Origin of the sequence: Gardnerella swidsinskii (assembly GCF_003397705.1) — a bacterium.
Classification (GTDB): Bacteria; Actinomycetota; Actinomycetes; order Actinomycetales; family Bifidobacteriaceae; genus Bifidobacterium; species Bifidobacterium swidsinskii.
Genome location: NZ_QJVB01000004.1, coordinates 18,760 through 39,981 on the forward strand (window position 1 = coordinate 18,760; position 21,222 = coordinate 39,981).

A 21,222-nucleotide genomic window follows, 5' to 3' on the forward strand; every position below is an offset into this window, starting at 1 on the left:
TTTGGAAGTAGACTTCCAAGTATGAGTTAGTTTTGCGGAATTTGGAAGTAGACTTCCAACTTTTGCCATTTTGCACTAAACTTGGAAGTAGATTTCCAACTTGCGAAATTTTATTTAGAGTATTGTTTTGGGAATTAACTTTTTTATTTTATCTACGTGTTTGCGTTGCTTTTAATCTATGAAATCTTATAAAATACTACTTATGCGCTGATGCATGCTAGTTTTCTGCTAGTTGTTAGATGTTTTGTGGCTTGTGCTTGATTTTGTAATTTTGCTTGTGATTCATGGGTTTTGTGTCAAGCGCATAGAAATAAAGTAAACAAATCAAATAAAGCAACTAATTGCGTAAATTTGCGTAAATATTAGGGGGCAATTATGTCTAATGCATCAAATATTAAAAAAGATATTATTACGGCAAAAGGCTTTACAATTCAGGTTTATACGGAAGATTTTAGGAATGATTACGTTAGTTTAACCGATATTGCGAGATATAAAAACAAAGAAGAGCCTAAAGATGTTGTTAAAAACTGGCTGAGAGTAAAGAATACTATTGAATTCTTGGGATTGTGGGAGAGTATTAACAATCCGAATTTTAAAGGGGTCGAATTCGATTCCTTTAAGAATGAGGCTGGTTCTAATGCTTTTACTTTATCTCCTAAAAGATGGGTAGAATCAACAAATGCTATTGGCATAGTTTCCAAATCTGGTAAGAATGGCGGAACTTACGCTCATAAAGATATAGCATTTAAGTTTGCGGCTTGGATCTCAGCAGAATTTGAACTATATATTATCAAAGATTATCAAAGACTTAAATCTGATGAGGGTTCCAGGCTTTCGTTGAATTGGAATTTGAACCGTGAGATTTCGAAGATTAATTACAAGATTCATACGGATGCTATTAAAGAATATTTGTTGAAGGATTTGACTTCTGAGCAGTTGATGTATAAGTATGCAAATGAAGCAGATTTGTTAAATGTTGCATTGTTTAATAAGACTGCTAAGCAATGGAGAGACGCAAATCCTAAGTCAAAAGGAAACATTCGAGACGAGGCGAGTATTAATGAACTTCTGGTATTGGCGAATATGGAAAGCTATAACGCTGTTTTGATCTCTAAGGGTTTGCCACAGGCTGATCGAATGGCGGAACTTAGAAATTTGGCGCGAACGCAGATTTTATCTCTTGAGAATTTGAATAATCCTGGAATAAAGAGTTTGGATTCCGTGCTAAAAAATTGAGTCTAATCACTTTTTAATTCTGCACTTAATGCTGATATTTACCTCGTCTTCTGGTACGTGTGCAGTACAGTTTCCGCGCGTGTCTTGATTCTCTTGCCTCGACTCGTTAGCTGTGCAAAGGTAGTTGCGCAAAGTTAGCTTCAATTTGGAAGTAGACTTCCAAGTATGAGTTAGTTTTGCGGAATCTGAAAGCAGACTTCCAACTTTTGCCAATTTGCATTAGGCTTTTTGCATGCTTTTATTAGTTCGATTAGCCATATTTTGATAATCTCTGGCACAATGTGATAATATTTCGTATACGAAAGTATTGAGAGTTGGGAGATAATATTTATGAAGGTTTTAGTGCATCCTAGAGTTATTCGAAAACGACCTTGGTTCAGCGAAACTGAAGTAATAAATATGTGGAACTCATCTTGTAGAGAGCTTCCCAGGCAAGGTGAATATGAGCCTAGTCAGATGCTTTCATTTGCTTGGGATTCTCGCGGAGTTATTACGGAACTTATTGCATATAAGGGCGAAGATGGGGAATGGATTATTTTTCATGTAGTGCCTGCAACTAAAAAGTTTCTTGCTGAAATGGGATTTAGTCAAGAAGAAATTAGACAAATTTTTGGTAGAAGATAGGTAGGAGTGATTATGGCTAATTTTCGTGGTGAAGGTGGCATTGATGTCACTGATGAAATGCTTGATAAATGGGAAAGTGATGCTGAAAAAGGCAAATATCACGGTAAAGCTGGTAATTTGCGTATTAAAAAGCCGCTCGGCAGACCGCCTCTTTACAAAGAAGCTATGTTGCCTATAACTTTTCGTATATCTGCTGAAGATGCTGATGCTCTAAAGGCTTCTGCCGATAAGCAGGGTGTGAAAGTTGGGGACGTTGTGCGCGAAGCATGCAAACTGCTTCTTGCTCAAAAAGCAAGATGATTACAAAGTGTTGTGATTACAAAGTTCTACGATTGCGCGCGGATTAATCACCCCAAAATAGCGGCGATTACTGCTATGCAAATTGGGCTAGTGACAGTAGAAAACAGTATGCCGTCGCGCGCAAAACTTAAGCCGACGTTGTAGCGCGCAGCATAATTGTAAACGTTTTGACCGGTTGGAAGCGCAGCCAGCACAACGCACGCGTACAAAGTTGCCCCGCGAAAACCCATAACAAAATAAGCTAGCAAAAATGCAATTGCAGGCATAATAAGATTTTTTAGCACAGCAACAGTGGCAATAGCAGCGCGATTGGAATCTTTTCGTAAAGGTTTGCTTCCGTAAAGCGACATTCCAAAAGCCATTAAAATCATTGGAACTGCAGAATCGCCAATCATCTTAATTGGATCGTAAAGAAAATTAGGAACAGGGAAGTAGCCAACTTTTGCGGAAATTGCAGAAATAATAATTCCACCAAGCGAACCAATTAAAAGTGGCTGTTTTAAAGGCTGCTGAGCGATGCGTTTAAGCGAACATTTTCCAGTAGTTGTAATGTCGAGAACCGTCAAACCAACAGGAGTAAATACAGCCTGTTGCATAACTAAAATCGGAGCAACAAGCGCAGGATTTCCCAAAATATAAGTCGCAACCGGCAAGCCAATATTGTTTGAATTTAAATAAAGAGAATTGAGAGCACCTATAGTGCAGTCGGCTGCAGGAAGATGGAAGCAAAAGCGATTAAGCAGCACGAACGCAACTCCAACAATCATTGCAGAAAAGAATGCAACAAAAATCGAAGAGTGAAAAATCTCAAAAATAGGCTCTTTAGAAAGTATTGCAAACATTAAGCAAGGGCTGGAAACGAAAAAACTTACGCGATTTAGGACCATTTGAGCCTGTGAACCGCCAACGTGCATGCGAGCAGTAACGTAGCCTGCAGCAATAACAATGCCAATTACGCAAAAGCCTTGCATTGCGCTGATTAAGCCCATTTCTTGCCTCCAAAATTCGTTAATTGCACGCAAATTGCATGCGTGCGAACCTATGTTGTAACTATAGGAGAGATACGCAACTTTTATGTGCGTTATGGATGAGTTTGAAATTATTGGAATTTTTAGTAACTGCTAATTGGCTTAAAACAGCGATGCAAATTTTAATATTCAACGAGTCATATATTTGACTCGGCAATATGGCATACTAGAGAGCGGTGGCACTGCAAGCCGCCAGGCAATCGATGGCGTCGATCCCCTCGTGAGCGTTTTCCGAGGCTGGCGTCCGCTGTCGCGCAGCTAGACTTTGTAAAGAGCTTTGGGGTGGCTCGCGCACGTGCGTGCTCAACTTAAAGCCAGGGATGCGAGACGATGCAGCGTCTCGTGAGGAGCATAGTGCCCAGAATAATAAGAGAACGCTTCAATGAATTTGAAGCTGAAAATAGTAGAACTGTGTCTAAAACCGCTACTTCTGCGGAAATGTCCGGAATAATGCAATCTACAGATTTTGCGAAAAGTAATATAGCTGCCGGCGATACTTTGCAGCAAAGCTCTGGCGTTACGCGTCGCCGTCGCGGTCGACGAGTTACTCGTGGTGCCGGTGCGGCTGGAGAAGCAATGGAACTAAAAGTTGAGGATTCTAGTACGAAGGATTCTGAGCCGCATGTTGTTAAATCGCGCCCGATAACTTCGCTCCTATTCCAGGAGCCAGTTCTTCCTAAGGTAGTGAACAATCGTAGTGAAGAAAGCAGCAGTTCTCGTAATGACTTGCGTGACAACTCGCGTGATGTCTTGAATGATGATTTGCGTGATGATTTACGTGATATTTCTCGCGGAAGGCGCAACAGCCGCAACGGCCGCGATAGCCGTGATAGTCGCGATAGTCGCGATAGTCATGATAGCCGTGATAGTAGCGAACGCAAGTCACGTTCTGAAAGACGTGAGAATTCAAGCGAAATAAAGCGTGATAGTGGCAGAGGGAATAGTCGTGAAACATCGCGTGAAACAAGTCATTCTATGTATTCTCAAGATTCTGGGTACGCTAAGAATTTTCAGGATTCGCAAGATGATCGCGATGAAAAAACTCGCAAAAGCCAGCGTTCTCGCCGTTCTCGCAGATTGAATGCTGTTGAGCGACGTGCTGCAGCTGAAGTTGAGCAAATTGAAGAGGATCTTGCATACGACAATATTGTTTATGCTCCCATTGATACGCGCATCGATGAAACTCTTGATATTAGCGATATTTTATCTGCGGAAAATGCTTCAAATAGGCGTTCTAATCGTCGCAATATGTCGAATAACATCTCTAATGATGATGACGCTCGAAATGAAAATGGTGCAGTAGGCAGCAGAGATGGTAGCAATATCAGAGATAACAGAGATAGCCGCAATAGCAGTGACGAAGGCGATAACAGAGGTATAAACGACGATTATAATGCGAATAATGGCAACGATGACGATGAAATAATGATTACGCGTCGCCGTCGTCGCCGTCGTAGCTCTCGCGCTGATCGCAACGAAAGTCGCAACGAAAGCCGCGATTTTGACATCGATATTTCTAATGATATTGACGATGACGCGAATTCTCGCACAAAACGCGCAAGAATAGATGAAGTTTCTCAAGAAGATCGCGATTTAATTCCAGATCCAGAAGAACTTCGTGAGCAAGATGAGGAAGAAACTCTTTATACGCGTCGCCGTCGTCGCCGCCGTTCTAAATCCTCCGATGACGCAAATTCCGCGTCTTCTCAGGAAGAGTCATCCGACTACACTAATGCGAACGAGGATGACTTAACTTCTCGCCGCTCGCGCAAGCAGCAGTATATAGACGAAATTACGGATATTGAAGGCTCTACGCGACTTGAGGCAAAGCGCCAACGACGTAGAGATAATAGACGTGAGCGTAGCCGTCAGAACCTTCTTATGGAGCAAGATTTCCTTGCTCGTCGCGAAAATGTTGAACGATTAATGGTTGTTCGTGAGCGCGATCGCCACACGCAAATTTCCGTTATTGAAGACAATATTCTTGTAGAACATTATGTTTCTGATATTCAAGAAGTTGCTACTGTTGGAAATATTTATCTTGGGCGCATTCAAAACGTGCTTCCAAGCATGGAAGCGGCATTCGTAGATATTGGTCAAGCCAGGAATGGCGTGCTTTATGCAGGCGAAGTTAATTGGGATATGGCTCGTCTTGAAGGTCAGCCTCGTAGGATTGAGCTTGCGTTTAAGTCTGGTGATCCTGTGCTTGTGCAGGTTACTAAGGATCCAATTGGGCATAAGGGTGCTCGATTGACTTCGCAAGTAACTCTTGCAGGGCGTTTCTTAGTGCTTGTGCCATCTGGCGGCATGACCGGTGTGAGTCGCAAGCTTTCGGATCGAGAGCGCTCGCGTTTGCGTGCTATTGTGTCGAAGATTGCACCAAAAGATATGGGCGTTATTATTCGTACTGCTGCTGACGGCGCAAGCGAGGAGTCGATTGAAAAAGATTTAGATTCGCTTGTTAAGCAGTGGGAGCGCATTGAAGCTAAGCGCGAAGAATACTTGCATGGAAAGCGCCCTAAGCTGTTACAGGGTGAGCCTGATGTGGCAATTCGTGTCGTGCGCGATATTTTCAACGATGACTTCCAAAAGCTTATTGTTGAAGGCGAGGGAGTGCGTCAGCGAATTGATGAATATCTTGAGATGATGGCTCCAGATTTGCGCAGCAAGGTTGAATATTGGGATCCTGCTGAGCATGAAGGCAAGGACGTTTTCGATAAGTGGCAGATTGATAGTCAACTTCGTAAGGGTATGGAGCGTCAGGTTTATTTGCCGGCTGGTGGCTCTATCGTGATTGACCGTACGGAAGCAATGACTACGATCGATGTGAATACTGGACGATTTATTGGGCGTGGTAAGTCTTTGGAAGAAACGGTTACTCGTTGTAATTTGGAGGCTTCTGAAGAGATTGCGCGCCAGCTTCGTTTGCGCGATATTGGTGGCATGGTCATGATCGATTATGTCGATATGGTTATGCCAGCGAACCGCGATTTAGTTTTGCGTAGGCTTTTGGAATGCTTGGCTAGGGATCGCACGAAGCATCAAGTTGCTGAAGTTACGTCTCTTGGTCTTGTGCAAATGACGCGTAAACGCGTTGGTCAAGGCTTAGTTGAAGCGTTCTCTGAAGAGTGTCCAACGTGCAAGGGACGTGGGTTTATTTTGCACGATGAGCCTACTGTTTCTTCGGAATATGCAGATCCTTACGCGCTTAAGGGCGGAGATCCTTTTGTTAAAACAAACAAGTATGGTCACGGAAGCGCAACGGAACAGCCTGCGCCTGTTAAGCAGCAGGGTTCTAGTGCGGAAGTGAGAGCTAAGTTAGCGCGTATAGCTGCCGCGTCTGTAATTACTGACGCAGCTCATAAATCTGAAGAAGAAACGCAGTATAGCAATTTTTTGAATTCTGATGAAGAGTCTGTATCTTCTAAGGCGGATGAAACTAGCGAAGTTGCGGATGCTGGCGAAACCGCGGAAACTAGTGAAGTGGATAAAACTTCTGAAGACTTAGTTGAAAATAATTTAGAGGATACTACGCAAGAGATTGCTGAGTATACTGCGGAGCAACCTACGCAAGAAACTATGCAGGAAACTGCGCAAGATAATACGCAGGAAATTATGCAAGAAACTACAGAAAGTGATGATTGAGCCTCTGAATAGTGACTAAGTATATGCCTTGAGTACAATATTGAATATTGTCTGCATTGACTCATGAATCTAGCGACTTGACGTTAGTACATGGGTAGGTGTATTTTTGATAGTCGGTGTCTTGCCGCGCGTGTTTTGCTGTGCGCAAGGCAAAAGTAAGCTTTCAATTGAGCTAAGGAACGAATTATGTACGCGATTGTGAAGGCCGGTGGCCATCAAGAGAAGGTCGAGGTTGGCGACGCCATTCTCGTGAACCGTCTCGATGCAAAGAAGGGCGATACCGTGGAATTCCCGGTCGCGCTCGTTGTTGACGGTGCTAAGGTAACCTTGAGTGCCAAGGATCTTGCTAAGATCACGGTGAAGGCAGAAGTCTTGAACGACGAAGCCAAAGGTCCAAAGATTAGCATTATGAAGTATAAGAACAAGACTGGTGTGGCTCGTCGCAAGGGTCATCGTCAGAAGTTGACTCTCGTCAAGATCACGGCCATCGCCTGATTGACGGTGTTATAAACCTGAAAGGACAGTGAGATGGCACATAAGAAGGGTGCGTCTAGCTCGCGCAACGGTCGCGACTCACAAGCGCAATATCTTGGTGTTAAGAAGTTTGGCGGTGAAGCTGTAGTGGCTGGCAACATTATCGTTCGTCAGCGCGGCACTAAGTTCCACGCAGGTCAGAACGTTGCTTTGGGCAAGGATCACACGCTGTACGCTTTGGTGGACGGCAATGTGAAGTTCGGTATTCGTCGCGACCGCAAGGTTGTTGACGTTGTTACCGCCTGAATCTTAGCTAAGCCTAAACAGATTCGACAATAAGTCGACAATAAAACGTTTAAGCCGCACCCCCGTTCGGTGCGGCTTTTTTGTTCTCGCATGTTCCCGAGAATTTAAGTGTTTATCTTCGAGTAAGGTAGCAGTATGAGTGATTTTGTAGACCGAGTAACAGTGCATGTAAAAGGCGGAGATGGTGGAAACGGATCTGCCGGAGTTCGTCGCGAAAAGTACAAGCCATTAGCAGGTCCAAATGGCGGTAATGGCGGTGACGGTGGTTCCGTTATTTTTGTAGCTGATCGTAACGCAAACAGCTTACTTGACTACCGCTTCATGCCTCACCGTACTGCAGAAAACGGTACGATGGGCTTAGGTGACACTAAAGACGGTTCAAAAGGTGCAGACTTAGTGCTTCCGGTGCCTGTTGGAACTGTTGTTTTTACAGCACGCGGTGCCGCAGGCTCTCAAAAGCGACCTGGCGAAGTTTTGGCGGATTTGCAACATGTTGGAGACAAATTCGTTGTGGCGCAGGGGGGTGCCGGCGGTCTTGGCAACGCAGCACTCGCAAACAAAACTCGTCGTGCCCCAGGATTCGCGCTTTTAGGCGAGCCTGGCGAAGAACGCGATGTAATTTTGGAACTCAAGTCTATCGCAGACGTAGCTTTAGTTGGATTCCCTTCTGCAGGAAAATCAAGCTTAGTTGCTTCAATTAGTGCAGCTAAGCCGAAAATTGCTGACTATCCGTTTACTACTTTGGTGCCAAACCTAGGTGTTGTAAGCTTCGGCAACTATCGCTACACAATTGCAGACGTTCCAGGCTTAATTCCAGGAGCTTCCGAAGGAAAAGGCTTAGGTCTTGAGTTTTTGCGTCATATTGAGCGCACAGAAATTATTGCGCATGTAATCGATTGCGCAACGCTGGAGCCAAATCGCGATCCAATTAGCGATTACCACGCTCTTGAGCATGAGCTTGCGCAATACGCTGATAAGCTTGAGCTTCCGTTGGGTGCAATCCCAATTCCAGAGCGTCCGCGCATTATTGTGCTAAATAAAGTCGATGTGCCTGAAGCTAAAGAATTGGCTGATTTTGTACGCGGTGAATTTGAAAAAATGGGATTGACTGTATTTGAGATTTCTACCGCGTCTCACGAAGGCTTGAAAGAGCTCGGTTTTGCGCTTGGACGATTGGTTGAAAAGATGCGCGAGAAGCTCGCTGCCGAGGAAGCAGCGCGTGAAGAAGAGCGTGTTGTCATTCAGCCTCTTGAGCAGCAGACTTCAGCTTTGCGTCGTCGCCGCGATGATGGACGTGGAAATAGTGCAGACTTTGAAATTAAGCGCGAGGAAGACAGGAATGGTGATTTTTGGTTCACTGTTACTGGCGCAAAACCTGAGCGCTGGGTTATACAAACGAATTTCGACAACGACGAAGCCGTTGGTTATTTGGCGGATCGCTTGGCAAAGCTTGGCGTTGAGGATGAATTGCGCAAGAAGGGCGCGCGTCCAGGAGACGAAATTCGTATTGGCACTAGGAATCATATGGTTTGCTTCGACTGGGATCCAAGTATCGCTGCCGGTGCAGAAGGATTGGACGGCGCTAACTTGGGTGCGCGTGGCAAGGATTTGCGAATCGAAGCGAACGATCCTCGCGGAGCAAGGCGCACGAATGCTGAGCGTAGACGAGATTATCACAGCATGATGGATGCAAAGAGCGCAGTTCGAGACGCGATGATGGCTGAGCGAAAGTCGGGTCACTGGGCGGATCCTTCTGTGGATGACGATCGCCATGATGAAAATAGTTTGTTTGGTCGTGGAGAAGAGCAGAAAAACTAGAAAAATCAAGGTCAAGGGGAATCTTATGAATAATCCAGAAATTGAGCTTACCGAAGATGGGGTTCGGTGTTCAATTCGTGAGGCGCGCACAATCGTTGTAAAAGTTGGCTCAAGCTCACTTACGAGCGCGTCTGGGCAGCTGGATGTGCAAAAGTTGCGCGCTCTTGTGACTGCAATAAGTCACGCGCAAATGCAAGGTGCTCGCATTGTGCTTGTGTCTTCTGGTGCAATTGCAGCTGGATTTGGTTTGCTCGGCTTTAATGAGCGTCCTAAAGATGTGCCAACTCAGCAGGCAACAGCTTCAGTTGGTCAAGGATTGCTTATGGCTCAATACGAAGCAGCATTTTCGCAATTTGGTTTCAGAGTCGGGCAAATGCTTCTTACTGCGGACGTTACTATTTCGCCGTCTCGCTACCGTAACGCTCAGCGCACAATGCTGCGGCTTCTTGAACTTGGCGTAATTCCAATCGTAAACGAAAATGATGCGCTTTCTAGCAACGAAATTCGATTCGGTGACAACGACAGACTTGCAGCATTAGTTGCGAATATTGTGCGTGCAGAAGCGCTTGTGCTGCTTACAGATGTGGATTCGCTTTATACTGCGCCGCCTAGCGAACCTGGCGCAAAACGAGTGAGCTTTGTGCCAGATGTGACGCGTGCTTTAGAAGAAGTGAAAGTTGGCGCAAGCGTTTCGGGTGTAGGTACTGGGGGTATGGTGACGAAGCTGGAAGCCGCGCATGTGGCGGCAGTTTCGGGTATTCCAACCGTGCTTACTTGCGCTGGAAATGCTGGTCCGGCACTGGCTGGAGATGCTGTTGGCACTGTGTTTGCGCCGGTGCATACGCGCGATTCTTCTAGGCGACTTTGGATTGGGTTTGCGTCTAATCCGCACGGAACTTTGGTGGTTGATTCTGGTGCTGCTAAAGCTGTGCGCGGCGGACGTGCGAGCCTTCTTGCGGCTGGTATTGTTGGTGTGCGCGGCGAGTTTTCGGCGACGGATCCTGTGTGGATTGACGATGAGCAGGGTAACCATTTGGCTAAGGGTTTAGTGGCTTTTGATGCGGAGGAAATTCCGGAGATTATGGGGCGTACGAGCGATGAGCTTGAAGAATCACTCGGCCGTCAGTATGCGCATCCGGTGGTTCATCGCGATAATCTCGTGCTTGTGTAATTGCTAGCGGCTTGTGTTTTGTCGATTTCATCGGTTGGTTTGGTGTTTTCGACAGTTTCGCTTGTTTCGCCCGTTTCGCGGCTTAAGGTTACACTGTAAATCATGGCAGAGAATATTGCAGAAACTTCATCCTCAGAAAATTGGCGCGTATTAAGCGAGCGTATTAACCGAGTCGCTCCGAGCGCAACTTTGGCAGTAGACGGCAAGGCAAAAGCTATGAAAGCTGACGGAATTGACGTCGTAAGCTTTGGTGCAGGAGAGCCAGATTTTCCTACTCCTTCTTACATTGTTGATGCTGCAACACAAGCGTGTAAAGATCCGCGCAACTATCGTTATACTGCTACTGCAGGTTTATCTGAGCTTAGAGAAGCAATTGCTCGTAAAGTGCAGCGAGATTCCGGATACGAAGTTTCCTCAAATCAAGTCGTAGTTACAAACGGCGGAAAGCAAGCTGTGTACGAAGCTTGCCAAATTCTTTTAAATGATGGCGACGAAGTTATTATTCCAGCTCCGTATTGGACGAGTTATCCGGAAGCAGTAAAGCTTGCAGGCGGCGTGCCTGTGCCGGTTTTGGCAGGTGCAGATCGCGGTTTTGAGCCAGATGTTGAGACAGTTGAGTCCGCTCGCACTTCACGCACGCGCGCAATTATCGTAACTTCGCCTTCGAATCCTACAGGTGCTATTTGGAGCGCGCAAACTATTCGCGCAATCGGCGAGTGGGCTGTAAAACACCATATTTGGGTTATTTCTGATGAGATTTACGAGCACTTGCATTACGACGGCATTTCGACTTCGTATATTGGCGTCGAGGTGCCGGAAATTCGCGAGCAGCTGCTGATTTTGAATGGTGTTGCTAAAACTTACGCAATGCCTGGCTGGCGTGTTGGCTGGATGGTGGCGCCGGAAGATGTTGCTAAAGCTGCAATTAAGCTTCAAAGCCATATGACTTCTAATGTTTCTAATATTTCACAGCGCGCAGCAATTGCTGCAGTCGGCGGTTCGCTGGATGTGGTCGCCACTATGCGTGAGGCTTTTGATGCTAGACGCAAAGCAATTGTGGAAGCGTTGAACAATATTGACGGCGTTACTTGCCCTCTTCCTCACGGCGCTTTTTATGCGTTTGCTAACATTGAGGCGTTGCTTGAGCGTCCGCTTGGCGAGAAGCGCGAACTGCCGCATACTTCTTCTCGATTTGCTGAAATGTTGCTTGACGAAGCGCATGTTGCTGCGGTTCCGGGAGAAGCTTTTGGTGCTCCTGGCTATTTGCGATTCTCTTGCGCTCTTGCTGACGACCAGCTTGCTGAGGGCATGCGTCGCATGAAGAAGTGGGTTGAAGCTTAAGCAAGTATGTATTGCAAAATAAGAACTTGCTTGCCGTTGCACAATGCGACACTCGCTTTTTGTGCGACGATATAACGAAATCATGCCCATGAGATAGTATGTCTATCTGGCGGTTTGCTATTTCGTTCCTTTTGGGGTATGATGAGCAAGTTCACCTTAGGGATGTGGCGCAATTGGTAGCGCAACGGTCTCCAAAACCGTAGGTTGTGGGTTCGAGTCCCGCCGTCCCTGCCAGTTTTTTGTTCAAGTTTTTACACGAAGGATTCAAGCATGGCGCAGGCACGCAGTACTAAGAAAGCAGTAAAGCATAACTTGTTCGTGCGTATTGGCATGTTCGTTAAGCAAACTATTGACGAGACGCGCAAGGTTATTGCACCTCATGGCAAAGAGTTGTTTGCTTGGTCGTCTGCAGTTTTCATATTTGTTGTGTTTTTGATGGCTTTCGTCACCTGCATGGACTTCGGTTTGGGTAAGTCCGTAATGTGGCTGTTCGGCTGAGTTGAAATTGGCTGAGTTGAAATTTTGAAGGTGTATGCAAGATGACTGATGAATTCAATTTCGAAGAAGCGAGTGAAGCTGATGAGGCTTTTGCTTCTCATGATGCTGACGAAGCAAACGAATCAGCTGTGAATAATGAAGTTGCTGCTTCTAGCGAGTCCGTTGAAGCTGATGTGGATGAGGAATCTGCTGATGTTGCAGCTGATGTAGCTGATGGCGCTGCTGCTGACAGTGTTGCTGATGCTTCTAACGAAACTGGCGAAACTAGCGATGCTGATGAAACTACTGATGCTGACGATGCGAACGAAGCCGACCCAACTGATGCCGGCGCAATCGCTGTAGCAGAGTTTTCTAAGAAACTTCGCACTTTGGAAGGCAAGTGGTACGTTCTTCACACGTATTCTGGTTACGAAAAGCGCGTAAAAACTAACGTTGAATCCCGCGTGCAGAACTTTGGTTTGGAAGATAAGATTTTCCAGATTGAAGTTCCTATGGAAGAAGTCGAGAAGCATACGGAAAAGGGTAAGAAGGTTATTACTCGCGTGCGTGTGCCAGGCTATGTGTTGATTCGCATGTGGCCGGATGAGAACGCTCGCCGTATTGTGCGCGAGACTGAGGGCGTGACTGGTTTCGTTGGTCCTTCTAGAGAGCCTGCACCATTGAGCCGCAAAGAAGTTGTGTCAATGATGGCTCCGATGATTGCTTCTGAAGCTTTGAAGAATGCTGGCGATAAGCCGGCTGCAGCACGTAAGCGTAAGGTTGAGGTTGCTTACAAGGTTGGCGATCAGGTAACAGTTACCGACGGTCCATTCTCAACGATGGCAGCTGTGGTTTCGGATGTGGAGCCTACAACTCAGAAGCTTACGGTGTTGGTTTCCATCTTTGGACGTGAAACTCCTGTGGAGCTTGGATTCAACCAAGTGGAGCCGATTGTTTGAGCTGAAAGCCTAGGCTTTTGTAGCTAGCTTTTGTAGATTTTACAAACCGGGGTGCGTATTGCACTCCGGTTTTTTGTTTAGTTTTTGTTTAGTTTAGTTTTTTTGGTTTTGCTTGGTTTTTCGTTTTAGTTAGTTCGCTTATTTACTACGACACGCCATAAAATGGGGAAATAATCCTAAATTTTCTTGCAATTACAGTGCTTTTATCAATGTAAATAATAAATATTTCCAAATATTTAGTTTGGCTTGCAAATAGGCGTGGGGGGGGGGGTATAGTGCTGAGTGTTTGGGAAGAGCGTTTTTAGCAGAGAATTTTAGCGAGAATTCGAGTTTTTCAGTGCCGTTGTAATAACGACATTATGATATAAGAGGGCGAATTAGAAGGTAGGTGTATATGTTTAATTCGCATATATTTAGCCGTTTCCTTCGACTAGTGCGCTCAATTCGCCGTTCGTTATTTGCTTTTTTTGTGGCGATTGCAATATTGCTTGCTACTTTTGTGATTGCTCCAACTTATGCGTTGAGTGCTGGCGAAAGTGCTACTTCTACTGAGAAGGCTGAGGGTGCGAAGGCTGGTTCTACTAAGTCTGAGGGGGAGAAGCAACCTCAAAATGGATCTAGTAATACTGAGCCTAATAAGAAAAATACTGATACTTCAAGTACTTTAAATAAAGATAATAAGGAATCGCAGTATGTTGAAAAGCGGCAGAAGTCTGATAGTAACAATGGTGTTGATAAGGCTAAGTTAGCTGAGACTGCTGTAAAGAAAAGCGTTAAAAAGAAAGACATTGATTCTGCGGAAGCTGTTAACGGCACTGACAGAAGCCCTAATGAAGAGACGCAGCTTCCTCCAGCTTGCAAGGGTAAGAAAAACTATAATACTCCTGAAAGATGCTACAGCATTACTTATAGTAAGGAGTTAATTATTAAAGGTACTGATAGTGAGCCTTATAATAGGGTTCCTCAGATTCTTACTCCAACAATAAAAGTTGCAGGTAAAGTGCAGCAAACATTACCTGATGGCGTTTGGCTTGGGTTGGAAAAGTATGTTAAAAGTGATGATTCTGTAAAGTATGCTTTTTTCAAGGATAATAGTGGCAGTTATACTGTTAAATCTACGTATAGTGTATCTAATAGCGATGGTTCTATACGTTTTTTTGTAAGCAAATGGATGGCAGCTAAGACGTATAAGTTTAAGTTTGTAATACATTATCCAGATGGTTCTAAATCCAGACCTAAGAGCATTAGCGAGAAACTTGATGAAAAGGATTTACCTAAGGCTCAGCCCGGTGATTTGTCGCTTAGCTTATACGATTTTGGGAATGCGCAGGATGGTGTTGCGGTAAGTGGTAATAAAATTATTATAAAACCAAAGTCTAAAGGTTCAGCTCCTAGCGGAGGTGCTGACGGCAGTACTACTGACAGTACTGATAAGAAAGATACTTACGATTCTATTAATAAGCTTTTTATTGAATCGAAATCGAAAGATAAGCTTGGTTTTATTTATCACCATATGATTTGCCATAAAGAGGGTAGTGGTGATAATGCTGATAGTTATGAGTTAGACAGAGTTAATGGTTTGAGCTTTAGTACGCAGCAGTTCAAGCATATGGAAAATCAGAATCGACCTGATAAAAATGCAGAGAATTCTGCTGTGTATGAGAATGATGATTATACTGAGCGCTCTCAAAGCTGGATTAGTGGCACGCCTAAAGAGGCTGGCACTTTTGAGTGCAAAGTGTTTGCTATTAAGGATGTTGACTTAAAACAAGACTTATCAACTCATAAAAAGCCACAATCGTTTAAATTGGCAGAAGAGTTTGGCAAAAGAGTCAAAACTAATACAGATATGAAGTTATTGTTCGATAATCCAGAACGAAACATTGTTGAAGATAAGTGGGACAATAAAATATCTATTGCGAAAGGCGTTGACTGGGATTATAAGACTGTAATAATCCAGTTTGGAGATAAGCCAAAGCCAAAAATTAGTGATAATGATCTTACGCTGAAAGTGTATCCGTTTAAAACCAGCGATGGTTCGTTGCCGGCGGCATTGTCTAGCAGCAATAACAATATTTCTGCGATACTCGGCATGAGTCTTAAGCCGTTTGTTGATGCTACTTCTGCGGCGGATAGCACGAATAAGATTACGTTGCGCGTGCTGTGCTCGAAGGGCGAGAAGAAGAATAAGTCTCTTGAATACAATACTTGGAGCAGAAATCTTGACGAGCTTGGGTTGAGTGTGCCTGGGGATAAGGATCAAACTAGATGCAATAAAGCAGGAAAAGGCGATAACGAATGTACTGCGGATAAGATTGCGTCTCAAGCTTCTATGGAAGTGAGCATAAAGCCGACTAAGGTTGGCGATTACAGTTGTGTTGTATACGCGCTGAAGCCTGAAGCTCTAAATAAGTTTGATGCTTTAACAGGTACCTTAACTCCTGATTCAATAAAATCTGCGCTAACTTCTGCAACTCCTACTGCTTTTAAAGAAAAGAAGGAGTTTGCTGCTTTTACGTTCAATATTCACTTGGCGAGTAATTTTACTTTGCCGAATACGGGCGGTCAGAGTTGGAATTTGCAGTTTGGTATTCTTTCTGCTCTGTTGGTAAATCTGCTGGCGGCTGGCTTCGTGGTAAGTCAAAGTGAGTGCGCTCGCAAATTAATTTTTGGAAGGCGGCGAGGCTTATGCAATCACGTATGAAGCAGTTGTATATGCATTTACTCGCCGTGCTTCGCATAAGGCGACTACGTACGCATTTGCGCATCAAGCCTTCCTGTTTCGCGCATTGTTTTATTGCGTATTGTTTTATTGCGCAGTCTTTCGGGATTCGGGAGCGTGATAACACAAGGTAAATGCCAAAAATTTTAAAACTCTACTCGTCAAGAGCATTATCAATGCAAACTAATTCTCTACTTGCCGTAAAACGGCATACGAAAGGAGTGAACATGAAAAAGTTCACTAATAAATTCGTGGCGGCGGTTGCGTCGCTTGCGATGGCTGGCACGCTGTGCGTCGCCGGCGCTGTAACTGTGGCTGGAGTTGCGTGGGCTAGTAAGCCGGGTGTTCCACAACCTTCTGTTAAAATGGGTCCTAAGGCTCCATGGGAGAGTGAAGCTCCGACAACCGGTAGTTTAACTATTGTTAAGTGCAAGAAAAAGGATGTCTCTACAACTACTACTACCGTTGCTTCGTCTAGTACTGCTAATGCGTCCGCATCTAATGAGATAGGCAAAACGCAAGATACATCTTGCCCTGCTGGTTTTGAACCTCTTAAAGATGTTAGTTTCACTGTAACTAAAGTTGCATCCATTAAGGAAGGAACTAATGATGTTACTTTGAATCTTGCGGAGTATGTTTCTTGGCAGAAGATTGCTGGTATTGTTTCTAAGTTAAATGCTCATCCGGAAGAAGCTGGAGTTGTAACTCTTGGAACTGGAACTGATGTGCACAATATGACTGCTACAGACAAGGATGGTAAGTCTACACTTAATAATCTTGCTGTTGGTTTGTATAAGATTGTTGAGAAGGTTCCTGATGGTTATGGTGCTTACGATTTTAGTAGTTTCTACATGACTTTGCCTTTGATTGAACAGAAGACTGATAATGGCAAGACCACAACTGTGTATGAGTATAATCCTGTAGTTAAGCCAAAGAATATTGATCTTTCTTCTGCAATTAAGAAGAATGTTGATAAATCTCACATTTTTGCTGGTGTAAAAGATAAAATTTACTACACAATTACCGCGAAGGTGAACAAGACTAAGATTGACAAGGATTTGACTGAGAAGAATCTTAAGGATTACGCGGTATTCGATGATGCTCCAACCTCAGCGTTTACAGAACCTAATAATCAGGGACTTGATGCTGCTGTGCAGTCTGTAAAGTTCGGTACAGGTAGTGATTCTACCTTTACTAAGGGTGAGAACAACGACTACACCGTTACTGCAATGGCTAATTCTGATAATGCTGAGATTACTACAGCTGGAGATACTAAAGGTCTTGCTGCTGGTCACACTCGCATTCTTGTGAAGTTCACTGAAGCAGGTTTGAAGAAAATTGCTTCTAAGTTGAATAACGTTGCTGCTGGATCTGAGGCTCCTCAAGTTGAGGTTGAGCTTGCGTTTGACATAAGTAAAGCCTTCAAGGATTCTACTACAGATAAGACTATTACTAATAAGTCTGGCTTCTTCCCAGCTCATGATGAGGGTACTACTGCACCGAATCCTATAATTCCTAATGTTGATGGCAGTAAGCCTACAGTCAAGTTTGGTTATTTGCAGGTTGATAAGTACAATTCTGAAGATGAGAGTAAAAAGCTTTCTGGTGCTGAATTCAAGATATTTACCGACAAAAATAAAGCAGATTTGTGCACCAAGTCTCTTAAGGAAAATACAGCAGTAGATGCGGAAGATAGTCCTTGCAAGGCCGCTTCTGCATTTGATGAAACTACTGTTGAAGGCGGTAAATTCTCTAATCCTTACAAGGCTGAAGCTGGTTCAACGCTGTATGTTGTTGAGGTTAAGGCTCCTGAAGGATTTGCTTTGTCTCCTGTGGTTAAGGAAATAACTGTTAAGGATACAACTACCAACGATAATCCTGATACTTTGGAATTCCCTAACATTCCATTGCATGGTGAAAAAGGCGGTAACAAGTTCTGGTTCAATCTTCCTGCAACTGGTGCTGCTGGCGTGATTCTGTTTGCGCTTGCTGGCATAGGCTTGATTGCAGCAAGCGTGTTCCTCTACATGCGCAATCGCAAAGAAGAGGAACAGCAGCAGAACGCCTGATCCGCTTTCTAAAGCTGGTCTTGTAGTCTAATAGCAAAGTGTGAGTCTAGGGTTTACTGAACTAAAATCCTAGACTCACTTGCTCTAAAAACGTGTGTTTTCACGCGTAATTTGAAACAAAATTTACGTGTATAAACGTTACAAGGAAGAAGCATGAAATTAAACGACGCTGTTGTTAAAGTATATGCTTTCTTCAAGCAACTCAAAGCAAAACCCGTCGCTCAAGCAAAACCCGTCGCTTCCGCAACCGAAACAACACCAGCCTCCACAGCAGCGCAAACCGCAGCCTCCGCAACTGCAACAAAACCCGCTAAAAAACCCAAATCCAAACTCCGCCGCACTCTCGAGCCAATTGCCCTCGCACTTGCAGCAATTTTGTGCTTCACGTACCCGGTTGCGTCAACGTTGTGGAATAACAAGGTGTCGAAGGAGATTTCTACCGCGTATGATCGTTTGAATCGTAAGCAGATTGCGAGTGCTCGCGAGAAGATTTTGAACGCGGCTCGTCGTTATAATGCGCGCCACAAGTCGATTATTACGGCTGATCCGTACAATGGCACGACGGATTATATGAAGACGCCGGAGTATAAGGAGTATGCGAAGCAGCTGGATGAGCCGATGGGGATTATGGGTATTGTGAAAATCCCGAAGATTGGCGTTAAGCTGCCGATTTACCACGGTAGTTCGCAGGAGGTTTTGGCGTATGGCGCTGGACACTTGTATGGCACAGATTTGCCGGTTGGGGGTAAAACGCGTCACGCTGTTGTGACGGCGCATACGGGTTTGCCAAATGCGACCATGTTTGATGATTTAGTGGAGTTGAAGAAGGGTGATTTCTTCTACTTTGACGTGCAGGGGGAGACGCTGCGTTACAGGGTATTCCGCATTAGCGTGGTCGATCCGCATGATATTAGGTTACTTCAACGCGAGAATGGGCGTGATCTGGCGACGCTGCTTACCTGTACGCCGTATGGTGTTAATACGCAGAGATTGCTGGTGACAGGCTATCGCGTGCTGCCGGATCCTGTTTCCGTGCCGGGCGATAAGTTGCAGTGGCCGCTTTGGATGACGATGTTTGTGCTCGCGCTTATTGGTTGCGCTGTGATTCTTACGACGATGATTATTGCCGCGGTTCGCAAGCGCCACCGCCGTGCTGCTTCACTTGCTCATGCCAAACATATAACTGCTTAGAATTGCTGTAATGCAGCGTGTCGCGAAGATTTAGAGAAATAACACCTTGATTTTCGTGAAAATTCGGCATATATTTACCCCTGATTTCGTGAAAATTTAGCATAAATTGACATTGATTTTCGTGAAATATATACTATAAAACAATAGTATTTTCAACGGTTTTGTGGTAATTAAGAGTGGTGTTATATGTTAAGGCGAAAATTTTATCAAAAAATGCTCGATTGGAAGAATGCTGATCGCGGTTCAACAGCGCTTTTAGTAACAGGTGCTCGAAGAGTTGGGAAAAGTACTATAGTTGAAGAGTTTGCAAGAAACGAATACAAGTCTTATATTCTTATTGATTTTTCGCAAGCATCAAAAGATGCGCTTCGGCTATTTGAAGATTATCGTTCAGATTTAAGCACTTTCTTTACATACATATCTGCACTATATGGTGTGAAACTTTATAACCGTGAATCGGTAATGGTTTTTGACGAAGTGCAATTTTTCCCACAGGCTAGAGAATTTGTAAAACAACTAGTTGCAGATGGCAGATACGACTATATAGAGACTGGCTCGTTATTGTCTATTAAACACAATGTTGAAACAATATTGATTCCATCTGAAGAACAAGAAGAACGCATGTATCCTCTTGATTTTGAAGAATTTTTGTGGGCTTTTGGAGAAGAAAATCTATCGAAAGTTATTAAAGATTCATTTGATGAGTTAAATCCTTTGCCAGATGTTTTACATAAAAAAGCGATGCGACTTTTTAGAGAATATATGCTAGTTGGTGGCATGCCGCAGTCTGTAAATGAATATGTTGATTCGAGAGATTTTGCTCGAGTAGATAGGGTTAAGCGTCGTATTCTTTCGCTCTATAGGCAGGATGCTGCAAAGTTTGCAAAAGGTTATGAAATGAAAGTTATGTCTGTGTTTGATGGAATACCAGCACAGCTTTCCAGACATGAAAAAAGATATAGGATTACTTCCTTAGGTAAGAATGCTCGTATGCGTGACTATAAGGATGCGTTTTTTTGGCTTTCGGATGCGAGTATTACAAATAATTGCTACAAATCTACAGATCCAAATGTGGGATTGAATCTTAATGCAGATGATGCGTTAGTAAAATGTTATATGGCTGATACCGGTTTGTTGACTTCTATGATACTTTCAGATAGTAGTATTGCGTCTAATGATCTGTATAAAGAAATTTTATTTGGAAAAATCTCAATTAATGAAGGAATGCTAGTTGAAAACGTTGTTGCGCAACAGCTAATAGCATCTGGACATCGCCTATTCTTCTATTCAAATAGAGACAAAGAAAATTCGGAAAATACTATGGAAATAGATTTTTTGATTTCTAAAGCTTTTCAGGATTCTGCTGGCAAAATGCGTATATCTCCTATTGAAGTTAAATCTGGGAATGTGTTTAAAACAGTTTCTCTTGATAAATTTAAGAACAAGTTTTCAAAAAGAATTGGAACTAGTTATGTATTTGCTCCTAAACAGCTTAGCGTTAGAAAAGATTTGAATCTCGTAATATTACCACTTTATATGTGTGGATTGGTGTAGCGTTCCGACCTGCCTTCGCGCTGCTATGTAGTGCACTTATTCCTCACGGCTTAGCCGTTTGGCTGATTTGGCATGACATGCCGTAAATCAGGTACAAGCGCACTACATAAATGTGCTGTGCGTTTGTATTAAAACCGATTTTTTTTGTTGCTTTTTATTTGTGGAATCTTATAGAATTATATTTATGCGCTGATGCATGCTAGTTTTGCTAGTTGTTAGATGTTTTATGGCTTGTGATTGATTTTTGGGAATAACCCTGATTGCTTGCGATTCATGGGTTTTGTGTTAGAAATGTAGTTTTTGTTGT

The 21,222-nt window shown here is 43.9% G+C and carries 16 protein-coding genes and 1 tRNA gene; 16 read left to right on the plus strand and 1 reads right to left on the minus strand.

The features are described 5' to 3' along the window. Positions 1-375: 375 nt before the first annotated feature. From D0T18_RS05615 to D0T18_RS05630, 3 genes are all read left to right on the plus strand, one after another. Complete coding sequence (locus D0T18_RS05615; protein ID WP_102703264.1) at positions 376-1,236, plus strand: KilA-N domain-containing protein; 861 nt, start codon at positions 376-378, stop codon at positions 1,234-1,236. A gap of 330 nt (positions 1,237-1,566) precedes the next feature. Continuing rightward, the gene (locus D0T18_RS05625) at positions 1,567-1,860 is read left to right on the plus strand and encodes a hypothetical protein (protein ID WP_076003079.1); all 294 of its coding nucleotides are present in this window, start codon (positions 1,567-1,569) and stop codon (positions 1,858-1,860) included. 12 nt (positions 1,861-1,872) lie between these two features. After that, positions 1,873-2,160 (plus strand): toxin-antitoxin system antitoxin subunit, encoded by a 288-nt coding sequence (locus D0T18_RS05630; protein WP_076003078.1) that lies wholly within the window; start codon positions 1,873-1,875, stop codon positions 2,158-2,160. Between the two features lie 47 nt (positions 2,161-2,207). Here D0T18_RS05630 and D0T18_RS05635 read toward each other — a convergent pair whose 3' ends face one another. Continuing rightward, the gene (locus D0T18_RS05635; protein ID WP_103013894.1) at positions 2,208-3,149 is read right to left on the minus strand and encodes an AEC family transporter; all 942 of its coding nucleotides are present in this window, start codon (positions 3,147-3,149) and stop codon (positions 2,208-2,210) included. Positions 3,150-3,542: 393 nt separating this feature from the next. On the opposite strand from D0T18_RS05635, the gene D0T18_RS05640 reads away from it, so the two are divergent. The 13 genes from D0T18_RS05640 (at position 3,543) to D0T18_RS05700 (ending at position 20,915) form a co-directional block, all read left to right on the plus strand. Beyond that, positions 3,543-6,833 (plus strand): Rne/Rng family ribonuclease, encoded by a 3,291-nt coding sequence (locus D0T18_RS05640; protein ID WP_116440654.1) that lies wholly within the window; start codon positions 3,543-3,545, stop codon positions 6,831-6,833. A gap of 186 nt (positions 6,834-7,019) precedes the next feature. Then, a complete protein-coding gene (rplU, locus tag D0T18_RS05645) occupies positions 7,020-7,328 on the plus strand; it encodes a 50S ribosomal protein L21 (RefSeq protein ID WP_004111933.1) in 309 nt (102 codons plus the stop codon). A 33-nt stretch (positions 7,329-7,361) separates the two neighbouring features. After that, the gene (rpmA, locus tag D0T18_RS05650) at positions 7,362-7,613 is read left to right on the plus strand and encodes a 50S ribosomal protein L27 (protein ID WP_004106248.1); all 252 of its coding nucleotides are present in this window, start codon (positions 7,362-7,364) and stop codon (positions 7,611-7,613) included. A 135-nt stretch (positions 7,614-7,748) separates the two neighbouring features. Beyond that, on the plus strand, positions 7,749-9,431 hold the full coding sequence (obgE, locus tag D0T18_RS05655; protein WP_116440655.1) for a GTPase ObgE: 1,683 nt from the start codon (positions 7,749-7,751) through the stop codon (positions 9,429-9,431). Positions 9,432-9,456: 25 nt separating this feature from the next. Next, positions 9,457-10,602 (plus strand): glutamate 5-kinase, encoded by a 1,146-nt coding sequence (proB, locus tag D0T18_RS05660; RefSeq protein ID WP_004109151.1) that lies wholly within the window; start codon positions 9,457-9,459, stop codon positions 10,600-10,602. A gap of 102 nt (positions 10,603-10,704) precedes the next feature. Further along, the gene (locus tag D0T18_RS05665; protein WP_102703260.1) at positions 10,705-11,943 is read left to right on the plus strand and encodes a pyridoxal phosphate-dependent aminotransferase; all 1,239 of its coding nucleotides are present in this window, start codon (positions 10,705-10,707) and stop codon (positions 11,941-11,943) included. Positions 11,944-12,101: 158 nt separating this feature from the next. After that, positions 12,102-12,177: transfer RNA gene (locus D0T18_RS05670), tRNA-Trp, on the plus strand. A 36-nt stretch (positions 12,178-12,213) separates the two neighbouring features. Then, positions 12,214-12,441: a preprotein translocase subunit SecE gene (gene secE, locus D0T18_RS05675; protein ID WP_004106254.1), complete on the plus strand. Its 228-nt coding sequence runs from the start codon at positions 12,214-12,216 to the stop codon at positions 12,439-12,441. A gap of 41 nt (positions 12,442-12,482) precedes the next feature. Continuing rightward, a complete protein-coding gene (nusG, locus tag D0T18_RS05680; RefSeq protein WP_102703259.1) occupies positions 12,483-13,379 on the plus strand; it encodes a transcription termination/antitermination protein NusG in 897 nt (298 codons plus the stop codon). Between the two features lie 394 nt (positions 13,380-13,773). Beyond that, on the plus strand, positions 13,774-16,083 hold the full coding sequence (locus tag D0T18_RS05685) for a hypothetical protein (RefSeq protein WP_116440656.1): 2,310 nt from the start codon (positions 13,774-13,776) through the stop codon (positions 16,081-16,083). Between the two features lie 245 nt (positions 16,084-16,328). Next, entirely contained in the window at positions 16,329-18,170 is a 1,842-nt protein-coding gene (locus tag D0T18_RS05690) for a SpaH/EbpB family LPXTG-anchored major pilin (protein ID WP_116440657.1), read from the plus strand. A gap of 153 nt (positions 18,171-18,323) precedes the next feature. Beyond that, positions 18,324-19,361, plus strand: a complete 1,038-nt coding sequence (locus D0T18_RS05695; protein ID WP_004109166.1) for a class C sortase — start codon at positions 18,324-18,326, stop codon at positions 19,359-19,361. A 186-nt stretch (positions 19,362-19,547) separates the two neighbouring features. Continuing rightward, positions 19,548-20,915, plus strand: coding sequence for an ATP-binding protein (locus D0T18_RS05700; RefSeq protein ID WP_033888488.1), 1,368 nt, complete (start codon positions 19,548-19,550; stop codon positions 20,913-20,915). The last annotated feature ends 307 nt before the right edge of the window (positions 20,916-21,222 follow it).